General features: G+C 25.7%; 21 protein-coding genes. 8 read left to right on the forward strand and 13 right to left on the reverse strand.

Annotated features, from left to right (window positions below; translation table 11 throughout):
- The 3 genes from PF569_00925 to PF569_00935 all read right to left on the reverse strand — a co-directional run.
- Positions 1 to 546: hypothetical protein (locus tag PF569_00925; GenBank protein ID MDA3854790.1), on the reverse strand; the 546-nt coding region annotated here is incomplete at its 3' end.
- A 51-nt stretch (positions 547 to 597) separates the two neighbouring features.
- Complete coding sequence (locus PF569_00930; GenBank protein MDA3854791.1) at positions 598 to 2517, reverse strand: RelA/SpoT family protein; 1920 nt, start codon at positions 2515 to 2517, stop codon at positions 598 to 600.
- A 22-nt stretch (positions 2518 to 2539) separates the two neighbouring features.
- Positions 2540 to 3673 (reverse strand): hypothetical protein, encoded by a 1134-nt coding sequence (locus PF569_00935; GenBank protein MDA3854792.1) that lies wholly within the window; start codon positions 3671 to 3673, stop codon positions 2540 to 2542.
- Positions 3674 to 3722: 49 nt separating this feature from the next.
- Here PF569_00935 and PF569_00940 point away from each other — a divergent pair, with 49 nt between their 5' ends.
- Positions 3723 to 4181 (forward strand): signal peptidase II, encoded by a 459-nt coding sequence (locus tag PF569_00940; protein MDA3854793.1) that lies wholly within the window; start codon positions 3723 to 3725, stop codon positions 4179 to 4181.
- Here the strand turns inward: PF569_00940 and PF569_00945 are convergent.
- The gene (locus tag PF569_00945) at positions 4145 to 4519 is read right to left on the reverse strand and encodes a hypothetical protein (GenBank protein ID MDA3854794.1); all 375 of its coding nucleotides are present in this window, start codon (positions 4517 to 4519) and stop codon (positions 4145 to 4147) included. The two genes, PF569_00940 and PF569_00945, sit on opposite strands and share 37 nt — an antisense overlap.
- A 94-nt stretch (positions 4520 to 4613) precedes the next feature.
- Here PF569_00945 and PF569_00950 point away from each other — a divergent pair, with 94 nt between their 5' ends.
- Positions 4614 to 6860 carry a hypothetical protein gene (locus PF569_00950; GenBank protein MDA3854795.1) on the forward strand — a complete coding sequence of 749 codons (2247 nt, stop codon included), beginning with the start codon at positions 4614 to 4616 and terminating at the stop codon, positions 6858 to 6860.
- A gap of 43 nt (positions 6861 to 6903) precedes the next feature.
- Here the strand turns inward: PF569_00950 and PF569_00955 are convergent, their stop codons facing one another.
- Positions 6904 to 9075, reverse strand: coding sequence for a hypothetical protein (locus PF569_00955; GenBank protein MDA3854796.1), 2172 nt, complete (start codon positions 9073 to 9075; stop codon positions 6904 to 6906).
- A gap of 159 nt (positions 9076 to 9234) precedes the next feature.
- Here PF569_00955 and PF569_00960 point away from each other — a divergent pair, with 159 nt between their 5' ends.
- Positions 9235 to 9507 carry a 50S ribosomal protein L34e gene (locus PF569_00960; protein MDA3854797.1) on the forward strand — a complete coding sequence of 91 codons (273 nt, stop codon included), beginning with the start codon at positions 9235 to 9237 and terminating at the stop codon, positions 9505 to 9507.
- Between the two features lie 82 nt (positions 9508 to 9589).
- Here PF569_00960 and PF569_00965 read toward each other — a convergent pair whose 3' ends face one another.
- From PF569_00965 to PF569_00995, 7 genes are all read right to left on the reverse strand, one after another.
- Positions 9590 to 10141, reverse strand: a complete 552-nt coding sequence (locus tag PF569_00965; protein ID MDA3854798.1) for a hypothetical protein — start codon at positions 10139 to 10141, stop codon at positions 9590 to 9592.
- Positions 10142 to 10144: 3 nt separating this feature from the next.
- Entirely contained in the window at positions 10145 to 11167 is a 1023-nt protein-coding gene (locus tag PF569_00970) for a hypothetical protein (protein MDA3854799.1), read from the reverse strand.
- Positions 11168 to 11210: 43 nt separating this feature from the next.
- Positions 11211 to 11402, reverse strand: a complete 192-nt coding sequence (locus PF569_00975; protein MDA3854800.1) for a DNA-directed RNA polymerase subunit omega — start codon at positions 11400 to 11402, stop codon at positions 11211 to 11213.
- Complete coding sequence (locus PF569_00980; GenBank protein MDA3854801.1) at positions 11395 to 11874, reverse strand: transcription elongation factor Spt5; 480 nt, start codon at positions 11872 to 11874, stop codon at positions 11395 to 11397. The genes PF569_00975 and PF569_00980 overlap by 8 nt, the downstream gene beginning before the upstream one ends.
- 6 nt (positions 11875 to 11880) lie before the next feature.
- Positions 11881 to 12063, reverse strand: coding sequence for a protein translocase SEC61 complex subunit gamma (locus PF569_00985; protein ID MDA3854802.1), 183 nt, complete (start codon positions 12061 to 12063; stop codon positions 11881 to 11883).
- Positions 12064 to 12215: 152 nt separating this feature from the next.
- Positions 12216 to 13316 carry a cell division protein FtsZ gene (gene ftsZ / locus PF569_00990; protein ID MDA3854803.1) on the reverse strand — a complete coding sequence of 367 codons (1101 nt, stop codon included), beginning with the start codon at positions 13314 to 13316 and terminating at the stop codon, positions 12216 to 12218.
- A 39-nt stretch (positions 13317 to 13355) separates the two neighbouring features.
- Positions 13356 to 14012: a hypothetical protein gene (locus PF569_00995; GenBank protein MDA3854804.1), complete on the reverse strand. Its 657-nt coding sequence runs from the start codon at positions 14010 to 14012 to the stop codon at positions 13356 to 13358.
- 88 nt (positions 14013 to 14100) lie between these two features.
- Here PF569_00995 and PF569_01000 point away from each other — a divergent pair, with 88 nt between their 5' ends.
- From PF569_01000 to PF569_01015, 4 genes are all read left to right on the forward strand, one after another.
- Positions 14101 to 15183 carry a GGDEF domain-containing protein gene (locus PF569_01000; protein ID MDA3854805.1) on the forward strand — a complete coding sequence of 361 codons (1083 nt, stop codon included), beginning with the start codon at positions 14101 to 14103 and terminating at the stop codon, positions 15181 to 15183.
- Between the two features lie 135 nt (positions 15184 to 15318).
- Complete coding sequence (locus tag PF569_01005; protein MDA3854806.1) at positions 15319 to 15936, forward strand: hypothetical protein; 618 nt, start codon at positions 15319 to 15321, stop codon at positions 15934 to 15936.
- A gap of 140 nt (positions 15937 to 16076) precedes the next feature.
- Entirely contained in the window at positions 16077 to 16244 is a 168-nt protein-coding gene (locus PF569_01010) for a hypothetical protein (protein ID MDA3854807.1), read from the forward strand.
- A 269-nt stretch (positions 16245 to 16513) separates the two neighbouring features.
- Positions 16514 to 16762 carry an alpha/beta hydrolase gene (locus tag PF569_01015; GenBank protein MDA3854808.1) on the forward strand — a complete coding sequence of 83 codons (249 nt, stop codon included), beginning with the start codon at positions 16514 to 16516 and terminating at the stop codon, positions 16760 to 16762.
- Here the strand turns inward: PF569_01015 and PF569_01020 are convergent.
- A complete protein-coding gene (locus tag PF569_01020; protein MDA3854809.1) occupies positions 16759 to 17322 on the reverse strand; it encodes a hypothetical protein in 564 nt (187 codons plus the stop codon). The genes PF569_01015 and PF569_01020 overlap by 4 nt on opposite strands.
- A gap of 100 nt (positions 17323 to 17422) precedes the next feature.
- Here PF569_01020 and PF569_01025 point away from each other — a divergent pair, with 100 nt between their 5' ends.
- Complete coding sequence (locus tag PF569_01025; GenBank protein MDA3854810.1) at positions 17423 to 20056, forward strand: class I tRNA ligase family protein; 2634 nt, start codon at positions 17423 to 17425, stop codon at positions 20054 to 20056.
- Positions 20057 to 20169: the final 113 nt, after the last annotated feature.

A 20169-nucleotide genomic window follows, 5' to 3' on the forward strand; every position in this document is an offset into this window, starting at 1 on the left:
ATTTTCTCTGAAATTTTGATTATATCTTAAAATTTTAAATTTAGAAAGTTTTTTGCCAGTATTGGAATCGTATGAAAAAACTGAATCATTTACATACCTGTAAGCTATTTTCTCAATATAAGATACAGTATTTTCTTTTTCAAATTTCAAATCAAAGTCCTCAAATTTCAAATACTCATCACTAAATTCGAAATTTACTCTATTAACTTTTAGATGATTTGATAAATCTTTTTCTTTTTCCTCATTTATTTCAGGTTTGAATTTTAAGTCTAATTTTTTCTTTAAATAAAAAGCCCCATATTCTACTTTATTGGAGTCATTTAAAATTAGTCCATGTCTATCAATGTGTGCTGAGAATAAATATCTAGAATCAACATTATTTTTAGGTTTAATTACTAAGTAATTTTTTTTTAAAAGAGTTTCATATCCTAATTTTTTGATTTTTTTTTCAAGATAATTTAAAAATGGTTTTTCATAACCTACAACTGAAGGAATTTTAAGAAACTCATCACAAATCTTTAAAATCTCCTTTATCTTTGTATTCATATAAAAAAATTATTCTGCTACTTTATAAAAATTTCTAAAAATGTGAAAAAATTATCCGAAAATTCCTCTTGAAACTCTTACATTCTCAACACTTTCAAGTCCATTTAATCTTTCAACTAATTTATCCATATAAGGACCATCAATTACTTTTAAATCCATTTTTACACTTCCATCTTTTTGAATTCTAGTATTTAATTTTGAAACATTTAAATTGAAATCTGAGAATACATTTAAAATGTCAATTAATAAACCAAATCTATCTTTTAGTATCATGAAAATTTCGATTTCTTTCTTTCTTTCTTGAATCCAATTAAGTGGTATTTTTTTACTAACAGTGTATTTACTATTATCACAACTAGCATTATGTACAACTAATTCACCATTCTTTCCTACAACACCTACAACATGATCACCATAATTCAAATTACAACATCCACCTTTTCTTACTTTTTTGAATTCATTTAATCTTGTTAATCTTGATCTTAGTGTCTCAAAATTAACTTCTTCTTTTTTATCATCAGGAGTTTTCTTGAATTTAAGATTCATACTATCTCTAATTTTAATTTTTGCTTTAGAAGTTTTCACTAATTTTAACCATTTATCTGTTGGCTTAGCAGATTTATTTGTAATTATCTCAACAATATCTCCATTTTTTAGAGTTTTATCAATAGTTGTTATTGCTCCATTAACTTTTGCTTTGTATGCTTTATCTCCAATTTCAGTATGAACTGCATATGCAAAATCTAAAACTGATGAACCATCTGGCAAAAATATAATCTCATTTTTAGGTGTAAATACAAAAATCTCATTTTGAAAGAAATCATATTTTAGAAGATGTAAAAATTCAGAATTATCTTTGTGTTCTTTTTCCCATAACAAAACTTCTCTTAACCAAGATATTTTTTTCTCAAATTTTTTATCTTCTTTCAGATTTTTATATTTCCAATGCGCTGCAATTCCAAATTCTGCAAGTTTGTGCATTTCTTCAGTTCTTATTTGAACTTCAACTGGACATTTAATACTTCTTGAATATACAATTGTATGAATTGATTGATATCCATTTGCTTTAGGATTTGCAATGTAATCTTTTAATTTATCCGGAAAAGCTTGGAATTGATCATGTAAAACTCCTAAAATTGTATAACATTCAGATATATCTTTTGCAATTATTCTTACAGCATATAAATCGTATAAATCTTCAAAAGATTTAGCCTTGTCTTTTACTTTTTTATAGATACTGAAAAAATTTTTTGGACGACCAAGAGCTAAGATGTTATCAATACCTTCCATTTTTAACACTTCCTTGATTTCAACTACTGCTTTTTGAACAATTCCTTCCCTATCCTTTCTTTTCATATTAATTTTAGATTTAATTAATTGATACATATCAGGGTTCCTATACTTAAATGATAAGTCTTCTAGTTCCCATTTTAAAGAATAGATACCTATTTTTTGAGCAATTGGAGCATAAATTAACATTGTTTCTCTTGCAACTCTTTCTCTTTTAGATTCTGGAAGTTCTTCGAGTGTTCTTAGATTATGTAGTCTATCACAAAGTTTAATTATTAAAACTCTAATATCTTTTGCAGATGCAAGTAAAATTTTCCTTAAAGCCTCCGCACTTTTTTCTTCACGACTCTCAGTAAACATATTAATTTTACTTAAACCATCAACTAATAATTCTACTTCATCACCAAAGTTTTTTTTTATTTCTCCAAGTTTTATAGGAGTATCTTCTACTACATCATGTAAAAGGGCTGCAATTACTGAAGGTTCTCCTAAACCATAGTCATAAACTATTTTTGCTACTTCAAGTGGATGCGTAATATAAGGTTCTCCAGTTTGTCTTAGTTGGCCTGTGTGAGCTTTCTTAGCAAATTCGTAAGATTTTCTAATATTTACTATATTGAGTTCTCTTCCTTTTTTTATTCGTTCTACAAACAATTCAAATTCTGCATCTACTTTTTCCATCATTTTTTTTAAAACAAAATAATTAATATATTAATGGACAATTACTATCTTCAACATATAAGTGATTTAGTTCTAGTTCTTTAATTATATTATTAAGTTCTCCTATGTCATTAAAGAAATTGGTATTTATATGGTTTTCTATATCTTTCAAATTATCTACCATATTACTATAATACACTTTCTGTTTTGAAAATGTTGTAGCACCAATCATTGAAGTTGTACAAATAGGAGAGTCTTGTTTTAAAAAATACTCCGATTTATTTATATAAAAATCATAAACATTTGAAATTGAATTATCTAACATTTGATATGAACAATTAAAAGCTTGAGCTGAAGAGAATACTGCCATAGTTTGTAGAGTTAAAGATTCATCCATATCATAAAATGGATACTGAGTATGTAAATTATTTTTACCATAAAAATTTATTATTCCTCCACGATTATTTATTTCTGTTTCAATTCTGATTATTTGGGCATCAATTTTTATTTCATCTAGATTTAATTCATCAATATAAATATTCTCTGAGGTGTCTGTTACAAAAACTATAGAGTCCAAATTTTTTTCATCAATATCATCTTTTATATTCTCAAGTATTACACTTTCAACATTAGATAAGTCTCTTCCTTCAAAAGTTAAACTACCATATGCACCTCTTCTAAATTTTTTTTCTAAATCTATACCTATTTGCGTATTTGTATCGAAAATTATCATATTCTTTTTAGATACAATTGCTAAAACATTTGTTATTTTAAATGGCATTCTAAAATTTTCAACTGCAACATAAGTCATGTCAATGCTTTTTTTATTGATTTTAGTCATAAATGTAGGATAATTTTTTAAAAAATCATTGTTCACATCATATTCTCCATTTATTGAAAGTATCGAAAATCCTCCTTCACAGAGTATTTCAACTTCACTATCCCTGAATATGTTTCCTATTGGAGCTATAGAACTCTCTTCAGTTCCAGCAGTTCTTCCAAAATTATTGAATATATTTCTAAGTGTATTTTTTAATTCAATTTGAAATTTTAAGTCTTCATTTTCCTTGTATTCATCAATAATATTATAAGCTAATACTATGAAAAAAACTCCTACAATTATCATGAAAACCCATGAAAAAGATACAGTAATATTTGCGATTTTTGGAAATTTCACTTTTTTCTAAGATATATATTTATAAAGTAGTATATAAATATTTTTTTTAATGAAAAAAGACAAATACACTTTATTTGAAATTTCTTTAATTATATTTTTTCTTACAATTATTGATTTAATTACTAAATTTATATTTACAGATAAGAGTTTTTTTGAAGGTTTTTTAATTTCTTTGAATTATACTAAAAATTATGGGTCTTCATTTGGAATATTCTCTAATGTACTTTATTATAACTTATTTGTCATAGTTTTGAGTGTAATTGTTCTTTTTGTGATTTTATACTTATATAAATATTTTATTAACAATAAAAATTTGAAATTAATATTTGTATTTTTTGTAGCAGGAATCTTAGGAAATACTTTTGACAGGATATTTTATGGTTATGTTAGAGATTTCATCTCTTTAAAATATTTATTTATATTTAATATTGCAGATTTATATTTTACATTGGCATTTATATTTTATTTGATTTATGAGTATGTTAATAAAGGAAAAACATCTGATTGAGAATATTTTGTTTTTTTATTATTAAGTCTATGATATGCCATTTTATTTCCAGAATATTGATTAAGAATTTCAATTTGATCTATGTCAAGTATTTTATCTTGAGTATAAGATATTCTTTTAGATAATGAGGTGTATTTTGGATCTATGCTTAAAGAATGATATCTTAAAATTCGATAAGTTTCTTTCTCTTTAAAATCTAAGTTTTCAGGTTTTTCTCCTACTACTTCTATTTCTCTAGAATTTTTCATACCAATTAATACTTCTAATCTATTTATTAAAATCGATTTCCTAATATCCATATCAGTTTGACTTTTAATCAATAGTTCTTTGATTTTCATAACTAAACTAACACTAGATTATTTATATAATTTTCTAAAATACAATATGGCGGTGAAAACAAATATTTAAAAATACAAAATCTAATTTTTATATATGGAAAATAACACACAAATTCTTGGAAATGAAAACTCAGTTATCTATTATAATTTAAATAAACAGTTTTCGAACATTAAAAAAGTAATTATTACAAAAGAGATTATCTTAAACTCTTTTGAGAATAGTAGAGTTCCTGAACTTCTCGAAAAACTGAAAGGTTCAAATTCTCAGACTTATGATTCAATTGTTGAAGAAAATTTGTCTGCTTTAGATAGTAATTTGATTGGAGATTTCTATAAAGAAATACAAGAGAATTTGAATAAAATTTCTGATAGTTACATGGATGTTAAATTAAAAGATTATAATTTTATGAATTCAGTTTCTAATACTAAATTTAATTTAACTCTTAGAACTGAGAGTTTTTCAATTACTAATTATTATATTGAAAAAGGTGCTATGCTTTCAAATATTAAAGGTTTAATTAGAGAATATTTGAAGCTTAAAGCTAATAAATTAAGAATTCCAAGGATTGATAATTTTCAAATTGAGATTTATGAGACTGAGGAGATGTATAAGCAAGTTTTCTTAAAAAAAGATAGTGATACTTTAATTCTTTCTGCAAATTATGGATTTCAAAAAAATATACCATTTAATTATAATTTAGGTAGTGAGTTTTATATTTCTAGAGGAGAGAATTTTAAATTTTTTAAGAATAAGCAAAATTTTGCAATTATTAGAGAACATAATAGATTAGTTGAAAAAGAGATAGAAATAAAAGAAAATATTTTAACAAATGAAGATTTAGTGTTAATTAATAAAAAAACTAAACATATTGAAGATGCTCTAATTGAGTGTTATATCACAAATAAAGGTAATTTTAAAATAATTAATGTTTCTTTAATTGAGAATCATTTTACTAATTATTCAGATAATGGTTTTGTTATTAATAAGTCTACAAATAATTATGATAGAGTCTCAATTTTAACTATTAGAGATAATTTTGATGATGAGTCAGTAAATCCTAGATATTTACTTTTGAAAAATGATAGTGAAATTAAAGAGTTTATTACAAATTTAGAAAATATTGATAAAATTGATGGTATTATCTTAACACAAAATTTCTATTCTCCACTTTTAGATAAATTGGGTGTTGATAAAAACTTAGACATAATTTATTTTGATAAACAACTACAAAAATCTCTTGATGAAAAAATTAATTGGGAAACATTAGATATTGAAAATTCAGCAAGACAAAATATTGATAATCCTTTTGCAGGAATTATTTCTGAACAAACTAAAGAAAAAGATATTTTTTTAGAAAAACTAAAGAATATAGATTTAAATACAAGTTCTCAAAGGTCTCAAAGTAAAGAACAAGAGAAAATTTCAAGTTTAATGAATAATATCACAGGTAGTGATGAATCAAGCTTTAATCAAGGCAATAGAGGGGGAGGAAATAACAATATGTTTTCAGGAAGTAGTTATAACTCAAATGGAGAGAAGAAAAGTGCAATGGGTATGCTTGCAGATACAATTATTAATAATAATTTAAGTAATACTAATCCTCCTCAAAGAGAAGAGAGAGTTGTAGAGCAAGGAGTTGTTCAACAACAACCGTATGTTGAAGAACAAAAAGATTTGAATTCTTATTCTAGTCAAGAACAATCTCAAAATAATGAGAGTTTTGGTTTTGGAAATATGTTTGATGAACCTGTTAAGCAAGAAGTTTATAGAGAAGAAGTACAACAACAACCTCAAGTTCCAGATTATCATAGAGAGGAAATTGATGTTTCAGTTTATGAAGGAATTCTTGCAACAGAAATTATTGGAACTCCAAATTTAAGTAATGTTAATTCATATTTTGTTGATATGAATACAATCTCACAAGTTGATAGAGGAACAATTTATTATTTAACTTTAGTTAAAGAAGAGATGAGAAATCCTAATCTGAATTATATATTACCAATTAGACTAAATGATGAAAATATTAAAGATTGTTCTCTTTTAATTACTAATCCTACTGATTTCTTTTTAATTGATGAGAATCAAAAAAATGTTGAATATTTTGTTAATATCTTTGAGATTAATGATGCCATTAAAGAAAAATTCTTATCAGATATTATTAAGAAAGTTGGGCCAATCTCTCTTATTTGTTCAAAAGATGATTTGAAATATGTAGAGACTAATATTAAAAATATTAAAAGAGTTAAAGTGAAGAATATAGAATATGAAGAAGATCTTGAAGAGATTAGAAATAAAATATTAGGTTTTGAAAAAAGAGTATTGATGAAAAAATTTGGATAAAATAAAATAAAAAAATTAATTCTTCAAACTAAAAAATAATAAATTAATTCTCATAACTAAATGATGGTTTATCACTTATAGTATCCAAGTTACTTATTACTTCTGAACTTGTTTGAAGACTGTTTAAACTGTTAGGAATAGGAATTTCTTGAATATATATAGTTATAGTATTCATTCCTAATAACTCCGTTTTTATTACTTCAAAATCTTTTACCTCTACTCCTCCTGAAATCCAAGAACTTAAATTCATTTGAGGAATTGTTGCACCAGCCATATTCTCTTCAGGAATAATTATTTGATTGTTGTAGGTTATGAATCCTTGAATGTCATATTTTCCCGTAGTTAGTTCTAATTCTAAATCATATTGATTTTCCATTGTTATTTCAATTATTTCAACAATATCTTCATCATCAGTATTTGAAAATATAATGAATCCAGTTTCATCTTTTGTTAGAGTTCTACCACTACTTCTTCTTGATTCTGTTGAACCAATAATTTTAATCTCGATGGATAATTTTTTCTTTGAAGGTAGTTCATATTCTCCCAAATATAATGGTTCATTTACTTTAGGGTCAAGATAAGGTATTTCTAATTTTTTATGACCATATTTGTATACTTCTAATGTTCCAGGATTACAATTTGTAGGTAATCTGAATTTTAAAATTGATTGATTATCTGAAGCATAAACTCCATTGATTTGTGTTTGAGTTATATAACATTTCGAGAGTCCTTTACAATCAAAACTAACTATTGCATCTTCTACTCCTACTTTTGGTTCATCATCAGAAGTTCTTAGACCATAAACTACAGGGTCTGAAATATTTAGATAGACAAAGTCTGAAATAAATTGTGATTGGTCGCAAATTAAACTTCCACCTGAATTTAAATTTAGATTATTTGTGTTAATCTCTGTAGCATCATAATTCTCTGCAAGAGGTTTATTGTAGTCAATATTTGTTTCAATAATTAGATTGAATACGAAATCGTCATTAGGATTCTGAGAATTTTCAATCTCAAATTTTACAGGCATTGTCATTTCATAAACTGCATTATATTCTGTGAAAAAAATAGGAATGAAATTTATTACTGAAGTTGATTTAGGTTGGAGTATTACATTTCCAAGAGTTGGAGATAATCTAAAATATGTTGGAAATAATGAACCCTCATAAGTTGGATTTACAGTATAATCTGAATAACTATGAAAAATCTTAGAATTTACATCTTTTACTACACTATTCTCCGAGAGATAATCTTTAGTGTAAATACTCACAAAACCTCTTGCAAATTCACTATCATCTAAATCAGAAGGAAGTTCATATTCGTTAAAGTCAGTATTTAAAAATTGAATTAGTCCTATATTTGAACTAACAATTTGTTTAGTTATTTTTTCAACTTTTCTTACTTCCCAAACTTCAAAGTCAGGTTCTACTCTAAAATCATAAAATGGAGGAAGCATATCCCTATTTTCTGTAGTCATGAATGGATTTAAAAAACTTAAAATCCTATGCTCAATAAATGAACTTTTAGATTCTGAAACGGTTATATCTAATGCTAAATTATAAGGAATATATAGTTTATTTTCCAAATTTACTTCAAAAAAATTTATGTAGTCAATATTCTCACTATCTCTAGATGCGAGTTCTCTAATTTTAATTGGTAAATCTAAACCGATAATAATCTCATCTTTATCAAACTCAACAAATAAATTATCTTTTATGTCTTTTGATTCATATTCTATTTCATAAATATTTTCAAAAGTTTGAAAGTTTTCTAGACAATTCCTTTCTAAATTCTCTTCAACATATCTTTTAACTTGATTTTTAATAGAGAATTCATTTTCAGTATCATATTCAGGAATATTAAATTTGAACTCTTCATTTGAATCATCATAATAATACCAATAAGGCATTTTAGTTCTTTCTAGAAAATTTAAACCTTCAGCTTGTTTATTATATACATCAGGCATTGACCTATCAGTATATATCATCTCTTTAGAATACAACCAACCACCATGATATCCTATTTGCTTTATAGCAGCTTTTGCTTGATCTTCAATACAACTCTCAACAAATTGTTCTACTTTGTAAGAACTTTTTTCATCAGAGAAAATAACAAAATCATTTGATTTATATGTAAATATTGTTATTGCTCCAATTATTAAAATTACTGAGATTATAATAAAAATACTTATTTGAGCTTTTTTTACTCTATTCATCTAAGAATTATCTAAAAACTACATTTATAAAGTTTTGTTGTTATTGTTAAATATAATAATTTGAAAATTAATACTCTTCAATTTTTCATCACCGAATAAGTCATACAAACCACCCGTGATTCGATAAACTTTATAAAGGAATTAATGTTTTTTTTAAGTATGGTAGCTGGATTTTTAAAGAGTAGAAGACTTCGAAGAGTTAAAGTTAGAGTAACTACTGAGACTAGAACTCATTATAGACAAAGAAATAGACAAATTGCTAAGTGCGCAGTAACTAAAAAACCACTTAGAGGAATTCCTAGAATGACTAATAAGAAGTTTGGAAAATTAAATAAATCACAAAAAACTGTTGCAAGACCTTTTGGTGGTTATATGAGTCATGTTGCTCTAAAAGAAAAAATCTTAAACGATATGATTTTAACTGAAGAATAAAAAATTAATATAATTTTTTAACCACTTTGAATAAATTCAAAAGAGGAATAATTATTCTTTTAATTCTTAAAAAATTTATAAATTATTTTTTTAATATATATTTAAAATAACCATTATTATTAACTAAGACATATTCTTTGTCTGAATCTGTAATAATAGTTGAATTGTCTCTATCTAATATCCCTTCAATCTCACTTTCTCTAGATAATAGATTTGCTTTTCTTTTAGTATATAATAATTTATCTGCAAAATAGTATTCTTCATCTTCCCAATATCCTATCGAAGGGATTGTAGGAAGTTTTTCTTTAACTCTTAAAGTTCTAGCAAGACCCTTACCATGAAATTCTTCTACAATAATATTTGAATCATAATTAGGATGAACTCTAGGCAAATTGACTTGATTTATTTCTAAACTATTCCTTATTGTTGTTCTTTTCCCATTAATATTATTTTCAATAAAAGCAAACTTAATTTTAGGATTTTCATCGTTATTTTTTTCAGAATAGATAGAATTCCTATTATTATTTTTAAAATAATTTAAAACATCACTTCTTGAACTTAAAGTGTTTGTTGATATTATGTATGTTGTTCCCAAAGTTAATACAGATAAGAATATTATATCTTTAAATTCCATCTCCTAGTACCTCAATATAGCTCCAATTCCCCCAAGCCCATCTAAAATTTTTCCAGGTTCATTTTTAGAATTAATAATCACTAATTCTCCATTTATTTGCTCAACACTACGCATGATATCATTTAATTCAATATAAGAATTTTCTTCCTTTTTTTTATCAATTAATTTTGTAGTAATCATAAATACATCACAAGACCCAGTAGATACTGATTCTAAAACATTATCATAACCATAAGAGAATTTTGCATCTTTGTTTATATTTTCTAAAAGTTTAGAAATATATTCATTTTCATGAGATAATTGAGAATCACCTAGAACTCCACTTTCATTTATTTTTTTTATTGCCTTTTGTACTGAATTGGAATTTACATCAGGAAATGAAATGGATAAACTCTCAATTCCAAGTTTATCTTTAATATATTTTTGAAGTTTATCTTTGAATAGAGAAGGTCCTGCAAAAATAATTTTTGAATAATTTCTTTTTAGTAAATCTTGTATTAGTTTAAATTTTTGCTCTTCTTCATTTATCTGTTCATCATTATATTTCTTTGATCCAAGACCTTTTTCTTGAAATAAAACTTTAAATGAAATTTCACTAAATTCGGAAGCAATTAGTTCATCTTTATCTAAAAGGACTAGAAGATTATGAGAGTTTTTAGATTCAATTGCATTTTTTATTAATTTTTCTTCAAATTTTAGTATAGAAGTTTTTTTTATCTCTATTTTATCTCCTAGAGAATAACTTAGAGTGTGAGTTGCTCCAACTGCAGTAAATTCAGTTTCATTTTGAATGATACCTGTTAATCTTAACTGTTCATTTTCAAATTTTACTGTATTTATCTTTAATTCTACAAAAATTAGTTTTTTAACGACTTTATAATTTGTTTCAGACCCAATTTTTACTTTTCGTTCAGTTTTTCCTGAAACTTTATCTAAAGGAATAATGAATTGTGATAAAATCCATAAGTCATCTAAAGTTTCAATTAAAAATTCAAATTTAAAATTATCTCTACTAATTATATTCATAATAGAATAGATTTAATATAATATATAAGTTTTTGGGAAAAATTTATTCGATATCGAAAACATCAAGACTTAATTTTCCTTCATCAAATTCTCTTTGAGCAACTTCAACATAGTCTTTAGATAAAACTTTTCCTTTTTTAGTAATCTCAACTTCAGCTTTTGCTCCTCTTTCAAGTTCGTATGCTCTTGCGGACAATAATCTTGTCATTTCAAATTTATTTAATTTTTTACTCATCTTTATCTGCCTCACTCTCAATCACTCTTATGTCATCAATACTTAATGTAATTGGAATCGGTACAGGCATATTAAAGGGCTCAATTACCACTTCTTCTTTACCTGGAACAATTCTTATAACTTTAGCTTTATCACCTTTGAAAGGACCTGAGACGATTTCAACAATGTCTCTTTCATTTACAAGTATTTGTTCTCCTTCTTTTTCAAAGTATTTTTCAAGTTCAAGAAAATTTACAGGAGTTCTAATTACTCCTTTATTATTTGGAACTCCTCTTACTGCATCAACAACAGCATTTAAACTCTTAGTTTCTACAAAAACATAACCTTTTACAGTTTCAGGTCTAAATAAAGCATAAATACCTGAATCTTCTTTTTTTTCCAAAACTTTGTATAGAGCATCCATAAATTTATCCTCTTTACTTGGAACTGTTCTTATAATGTAGTATTCGTGTTCTTCAACTATAGTTTCCATTTTTATTTATTGCGGAAATAATCCAATTAAAAGTGATTGCCAGAGCATTGCTATAAAAAAACCAATCAATCCTACAATTACTAAACCAATCAATACAATTTTGAATGTTTGAAAATATTCCTTTTTAGTAGGCTTCTTTGTTACTTTCCAAACTCTTTTCATATCATTTAGTGTTTTTGCGATCGCCATTTATATATTAAAAATAGATTTTGCTTTTTAAAGCTTATTATTATTTATAAAATAAAATAAAATAAATTTTTAATCATTCTTAAAATATTTATCACATTATTATATTAAAATTTAAAATATTTCGAAGAATAAAATAAAAAACTGTTTAGAATTTATCTAATAAATTCTAGACCTAATTCATCATCTACATTTTCGGAGACTTTATTTGCTTTTTTCCTGCCCCTGATTTGTTCAGATTTTACACCAGTTATTACAACCATAGTTCTAATTACTTTATTTAGATCATCCATTATTTGAGCTCCCCAAATAATTTTAGCATCTTCTTCTAGAGTTTCAGAGACTTTTGCAACAATTTTTCTTGCATCTTCAAGAGTCATATCAGAACCACCAGTAACATTTACTAAAGCTCCTGTTGCATTCTTTAAGTCAACATCAAGTAGAGGATTATTTAATGCTCTCTCAACACTCTCATCTGCTCTATTTTCTGAATCAGACTCACCTAAACCAATCATTGCAAGACCTGCATCAGTCATTACATTTTTAATATCTGCAAAGTCTAAATTGATTAAACCATTTTTAGTTACTAATTCAGTAATACCTTTAACAGCATTAGTTAAAACTTCATCTGCTAATTTAAAAGCAGTATGTAGAGGTAAATTTGGAGCAATTTCTAAAAGTTTCTCATTAGGGATTACAATTAGAGTATCGACAAATTTCTCCATTTTTTCAAGACCAATCATTGCATTATCATATCTTCTTGAACCTTCCATTGCAAAAGGAACTGTAACAACACCTACAACTAATGCTCCACTTTTCTTAGCAAGTTCTGCAATAAATGGGGCTGCACCAGTACCAGTTCCTCCACCAAGACCACAAGTAATGAAAATCATATCAGATTCTTTTAGAGACTCTTTAATATCACTTTCAGATTCTTTTGCTGCTTCTTCACCAACTTTAGGAACTGCTCCTGCACCTAAACCTCTAGTTAATTCTTTTCCAATTAAGATTTTTTTATCTGCATTAGTTTCAATTAAATCTTGAGCGTCTGTATTAATTGCTATAGTTCTAGCGCCATCAACACCAATTTCGGAAATCCTATCTAAAGTATTATTTCCTCCACCACCAATACCAATTACTTTGATTCTAGCTTGGTGTTGCTTAAGAATTGTCATCAATTCTTCATCGTCTTTATTGCTTACAGAAACCTTGTCTGCATTTGCATTTGAGAGTGCATTCTTAATAATACTGTCCATTTTCAAAAACATAAAAATATTTTATATAAAATTAGAACTTTACTGCTTTTTAAAGTTTTCTATTTTTAAAGAGTAATTCTTTGCTTCAACAACTAATTCATCAATAGTTTTAGTAATTTGTTCATTTAACATGTGTAATTGTTCTGGAATTTTTAAAATCAAATCTTTTTCTTTAACTTCTACTTTAAACATATTATTAGGAATTTTTAAAACTGATTCTAGAACAAAAGTTACTTTTTTTGCAACATCTTCAATTTTAGATTTAACTTTATAGACAAGTTTAATTTCTTTTCCAGCAAGAGGATTATTAAAATCTACCATGATTCTTCCACCTATAATTGATTTTACCATTCCATACATACCATTGAAATCAAAAACAACACCTACTACAGGTCTCATTTTGTGCTCATCAAAAGCTGATTTAGGAAATACTTTAATCATATCTTTTTTTCTAGGTCCATAAGCTTCTTTAACTGAGAGTTCTAAAGTTTTTTCTTGGTCGTTTGAACCTTTTAATAAATCGTCATCTAATGCTTTTAACATGTATTCATGTCCTACAAACATTAATTGAGGCTCAAATTTTTCTGCTTTAATATTTGCTTCTTTACCTTTTTTTGTATCTGTTGTTTGATACAATCTTTCATTTGCATACAAATCGTATTCAATCTCAATTAAATCATTTTTTTTTAATTCCATTTTTATACTAAAAATAAATTGTAGGACTTTATAAATATTTTGATGAAGAAAGTAAAAGGTTTAAAAGATAAGAGTTATTTTATTATATATGATAATTGCTAATAAATATCTCTATTCAATTTTAACAAGTATTTTTTTCTTTTTTATGGCTATATTTAATTTTAGAATGATTTCAACTGGAGAAATTTTACTTAATCCTCTAATATATATCTTACCAATATTTATAGGATTAATCGCAGGATTTATTTATGGCTCAATTAATGATGGCTTGGCAAATAAAATTAAAATAAAGACAAAAAAAGTTCAAGAGTCTAAAAAACTATTTGAAGATCTCTTAACTTTTTCTCCAAATTTGATTATGATACATGATAAAAATCATAAACTTAAATATAGTAATTTTAAACATATCGGAAGTTTAGATAAAGAAATAAGAAATAATCCTTTCTGTAAAAATAAACATTCAAAAGAGAATCCTTGCAATGTTATGGTAGTTTTCCATGATAAAACTCAAAGAAAATTTGAGACTTCCGATTTAATTAAAGGTAAAGTGTTTGATTATGTTATATATCCAATAAAAGATGATTTAGGTAATGTAGATCATGCGGTAACTATTGCTACGGATGTTACAGATAAAAAGAGGTATCAAAAAGAACTTGAAAAAATGTCAAATATTGACCCATTGACACAAATTTATAATAGAAGAAAATTTGATGAAGAATATAATAAAGAATGGAATTCAGCATTAAGAACAAATGAGAATCTAACAATTATTATGGGAGACATAGATTTTTTCAAACAATATAATGATTTTTATGGTCATGTTAAAGGAGATGATGTTTTAGTGAATATATCTTCATCAATACTTAATAATATTAAAAGGTCTAAAGATGTTCTTGCAAGGTATGGTGGTGAAGAATTTATTATAATGCTACCAAATACCGACTTAGAAGGAGGATTACATTTAGCTAATAAATTAAGAAAGAAAATTGAAGATTTAAATATTGAACATGAAAAATCAAGCTTTGGAAAAATAACGATGTGTTTTGGAGTTACTTCAGTTAAAGTTGATTCTAATGTTTCAAAGAAAAAGATTATAAAAATTGCAGATATTGCTTTATATTTAGCTAAAAAAAATGGAAGAAATAGAATAGAATCTGAAAATTTAAAATAAATTATGGATGTTAACTTTTGAGACCAAATATGTGAAAAAAAAACCACTTTTTAGCATAACTAGATAAATTCTGGAATTCATGCGTGTGTACCAAAAGTTGAACTTTTATTTTATTAATTTTGGTTATCATAAAAAATGAAAAAACTTATATTGTTTTTTACTATATTTTTGTTAGGATTTGTATCAATTGGAATGGTATTTAGTATCGATAAAGGTCAAAAAAATACATGCACTACTATTCAAAGTGGTGAATTACTGGATTCAGCTGGAGAAGTTATTGGAGTTGGATTTGATGATTGGGGTTATAATTATCAAGCTCGTTTATTTAATGGATTATATTGTGATGCATATAGAGATGTAGCTTGGTGTCAAGATTATAAAGATGATTCACTTGCTATGAAATGGAATGATGCATGGCTAAGCAATAAAGATTGTGATGGAGATGGTTTATTAGATAGACATTTAAGATTTAGTTCTTATATTGGTTCTGGAGCATGGGTTACAAATCATCAATCTGGAACTTATGAATTAGATGGTGAGAGTTGTAATTGGAATTATTTTGTTAAAATTGTAGCAGCTCCTGCAGATGCTAATTTAATTGGCGGAATTTGGTATGATTCAGACTTTGTAGAAATTGGACCGGTTATTTGGGGCAGTTTTGCAATAATTCAAGAAGTTTCAAATGATCCTTGTACAGGTGATAGTGGAGTAGCTTATAAGAGTCCACTTGGTCCAGGATTAGGTCAATATTAAATTAAATTATTTTTTTCTTTTAGTTATTTAAAAAATGAAAAATTCTTTCTTGAAAATTAATAAAAGTGTAGTCAAAAAACTTTAAAGTTTTTTTTATACACTTTAAGAAAGGTTATAAATTATAATTGATTAGTAGTAATATGTTTGAAGATACAAATAAACTTGAAAATTTATACCATGTAGCTTTAATTTATTCTAAAGAAATTAATATTGGAACTAAAAGTGGAAATAATAAATTAAAACAATTACTACTAGAATATGGAAATTTTGAAAATATTTGTTTTTCATATTTTTCTAAATCTTTATAATCAGGTTCAATTAATTTTACACCAATAAAACAATAAAGAGCATTATGCCAAATCTTATTTTTAATAAATAACTTAATTAAATAAATTAGGTAATTTACATCATAAGTTATTCTAACTTCACTCATCTGATACATTAAAGGTATTTTCTCATCTACATCATAATCAGCTTTACTAAACTCATTAATTATCTCTAATTTTATTTATTTATAAATATTAACACTCCCATACCCTCCAAAACCCTTATAAATCTTAAACCTTCAAATTCTATTATGAATATAATCTTAATACAAGGTAAAGATGCTAACCCAACACAAAAGTGGTATCCATGGCTAGAAACCCAAATCAAACAAAAAAGCCTAGAATACAAAGCCCCTGCCCTACCAAATGCAAATGATCCAGACATTAATGAATGGATGGATGAACTAACTAAAATAAATCCTAATTCTAACTCAATATTAATAGGACACTCTAGAGGAGGCGTTGCAACACTTAGATGGCTAGAAAAACAAACCACCTAAACAACCAACCTTTTAGAATTTTCAGGAATATAATTCTCTAACTTATATATCTTTATCTCATCAATATTCTCTATACAAACTAAAGCTTCAATGTCTACATTCAAAGTATCATCCTTATCTTCAAAATTGAATTCTAAATATATTGTAATATTTTCTTTATCAAAAATAAATAAATGATTTTCAAAACTAATATTAAGAAATAAACTCTCAAATAAAGGATTATCTTCTAACTTAAATCGTAAATCATGATGTTTCAAAATTCTTGAATTAAACTTCTCAGATAAAATAACATCCTCAGTAATATTTTGCAGAACTTCAATATCTTTTTTTAGACCAATTATTTCTTCTAAGATTTTCCTAATTAAATCTATTTTTTGAGTCTTACCAAATCTTTTTATATCTCTAGTATAATCTCTATTAGAACCAAATTCTTTTGTTGAACTAAGTTTTACTTCAAAACAAGACCTTTCTTTCTCTAGAACAACAAATTCCTTAATATTAAAAAAATCTACTCCTACTTTATCAAATCCAATTATAAAATTTTCAACAATAAAACCCATTACATACCATGAAGTTTAATATTTAAAAAATTAAGTATACTATTTCCTATTACTATTGACCAATAGTAAATTTTATAAATAAAAAAGTACTATAAAAAATATGGGTAAAGAATTCTATACAGCAGTTGTCGCATATACTACTCCTTCAGGTAGAATGCATTTAGGTCATGGACTAGGCCATACAATGGCAGATGTAACCATGAGATATAATTCTTTAAAATCAGGAAAAAAAGGTTTTTTTCCTATTGGAGTTCATGCAACTGGAAAAGATTTAGTCAAAATAATTGACAAATTATCTTCAGAAGGCGATAAAACAGCAATTTATGAAAGATACAATATTTCTCAAAAAAAAGCAAAAGAAATTTTAGCTTTTCCTCAATTAGAAGAAAGAGTAGATAGTTTAGTTATGGAATATAAAAATCAATATCAAGAAGTTCTAGAAAAACTTGGCATTGGAATTGATATAGATGCATTTTTTAGTTCACATCAATCAGCAAATCAAAAATTCACACAATGGACATTAAGAAAATTAAATAAATCAAACTTGATAGTAGATAGTAAAAACCCTAGATACTTTTGTACAAAATGTGAAGATATTAAAGCTATCGAAAGTGATTTCTCCGAAGTATCACCTTCTGGAAAGGTAGATTTAGATAATTTGAACATAGCAGAAGGTTCATATATATTATTTGAAGGAGATAAAGCTATAATTCCTGTATATACTACAAGACCTGAAACAGTTTTTGGAGCAACCAATATATATGGAAATAATAATATTTCATATGTTGCTGTAGACCTAAAAAATAAAGATAAACCAGTAATAGTTGATGAAGAGTCTTTAGACCAATTAATTGATACTCTAGGAGGTAAATCTTCTGTCAAAAATATTCTATCTACAAAAAATATAACTTCTGAAATCATTACAAATCCAGTTAATAATCAAAAAATTCCTATTTTAAATGCTAATTTTGTTAAAGCAAATAATGGAACAGGTTTTGTAATGAGCGTACCTTCACACGATCCTTTTGATGCATTTTATTTAAAAAAAGTAGCACCTGAATTATTAGATAACAAAAAAGTTGTAATTGTTGATAAGAATGGTAATCCTATATCATTTGATATTGAAGAATTAACTGAAAAAAATTTAGAAGAAATAAGAAAAAATACTTACAAATTACAAGAAAAAGGATTTTTTGCAAATGATATTGAAAAATATAGTAATATGTCAGTTAAAGTTGGAAGAAAAAAATTATTAGAAAATCTAATTTCACAAGGATTGGGAGGAGAATTACTTAGATTAGAAGGTGGTGTATTTAACTGTAGAGCAGATGATACAAGAATCATTGCAAAAAGAACAAGTGAAAGAGCAATAAATTATGCTAATCAAGAGGTCCAAAATAAAGTAATATCTTTAATTGATAATATGATAATAAATCCTGGAAACTACAGAGAAGAACTTAAAGGATTTATTAGAACAAGATTACCAAAACCTTGTGAAAGAAAAGGTGAAAATATGGTTGGGTCTCCTTCTCCATTTGATTCAACTAAAAGAATTGAAGCTTTAGCTGATAGTAATATTTATATGGAATTTTATGGAATTGCGCAATTAATAAATCAAGGAAAAATTAAAGAAGATAATTTAACTGATGAATTTTTTAATTATGTATTTCTAAATGAAGGAATTATAGAAGAAGTTTCGCAAAATGTTGGACTTAGTACAAAAAAACTAGAAATAGTTAAAAAACATATTAATGAAATATATCCTATTAATTTAAATGTTGCAGCAACAGAACATAAAGATGTTCATTTTCCATTCTCATTATTTACACATGGAGCAGTATTACCTGATTCATTTTTCCCCGAAGAATATTTGCTAACATCATTAATAACTATGAAAGGTGAAAAAATGTCAAAATCAAAAGGAAATGTTATATATCTAGATAATTTAATTGAAGATATTCGTACAAACCATCCAATTGAAGGTTTCTCTGAAGAAGTATCATTTGATGCAATAAGATACTTTTTGACAAATTACCAATCCTTGGATAGAAATTTTGATTGGGATCCTGATGTATTTGAAAATTCAGGTATAGGAGCATTACAAAAATTTGTAACAAATAAAAATAGACAAATACAAATATTAAAAGAAGAGTCAACTATTCCAAAAACTAAAAAATCTAGTTCATTAGATAAATGGCTTCTAACAACTAAACAAAAAGCTATTCAAAATGTTAATGAATCTATGGATAAAAGAGATTTTAGAAAATCAAGTATTGAAGTATTTACAATGATGGAAAAAGCTTTAAGACATTATCAAACACATGCTAAATATAGAGATTTAAATTTAGAAAGTGATTTTTTAAAAACACAAATTGAAATGACATATCCATTTACGCCAAGAGTTGCACAAGAATTATATAAAAGAGGATTTGATTCAGAAATAAATTCTTGGCCAGAAATGAACTCTAAAGAAAAATTTGCTGAAGATTTCGAACAAATTGAAAGCACATTTAATCCTAATCACAAAAAATTAAGAATAGGAAAAGTTCAAGCAGAACTTGGAAAAATGATGGGGAAAAAAGAAATTACTAAAGGGGATAATGTTACAATTATTGTTCCTGCAGATTTCACTAAAGAAATGATTGAAAACTCAAATATGAAACAATTAAAAACACTAAATGTCTCATTTGAAGTGAATCCTAATATTGATGAAATAGAAATTAGGAAAAATTAGGCTTTATCCGAAGTAGATTTATAAAGTTCAAATTTCTTTAATTATTATGATTCGTAAACTTGTACAAAAACAAATAATTCCTCACGAGAATTCTTTTCGTCAAGAATTAAATA

It is taken from the genome of Candidatus Woesearchaeota archaeon (assembly GCA_027858315.1).
Lineage (GTDB): Archaea > Nanobdellota > Nanobdellia > Woesearchaeales > UBA583 > UBA583.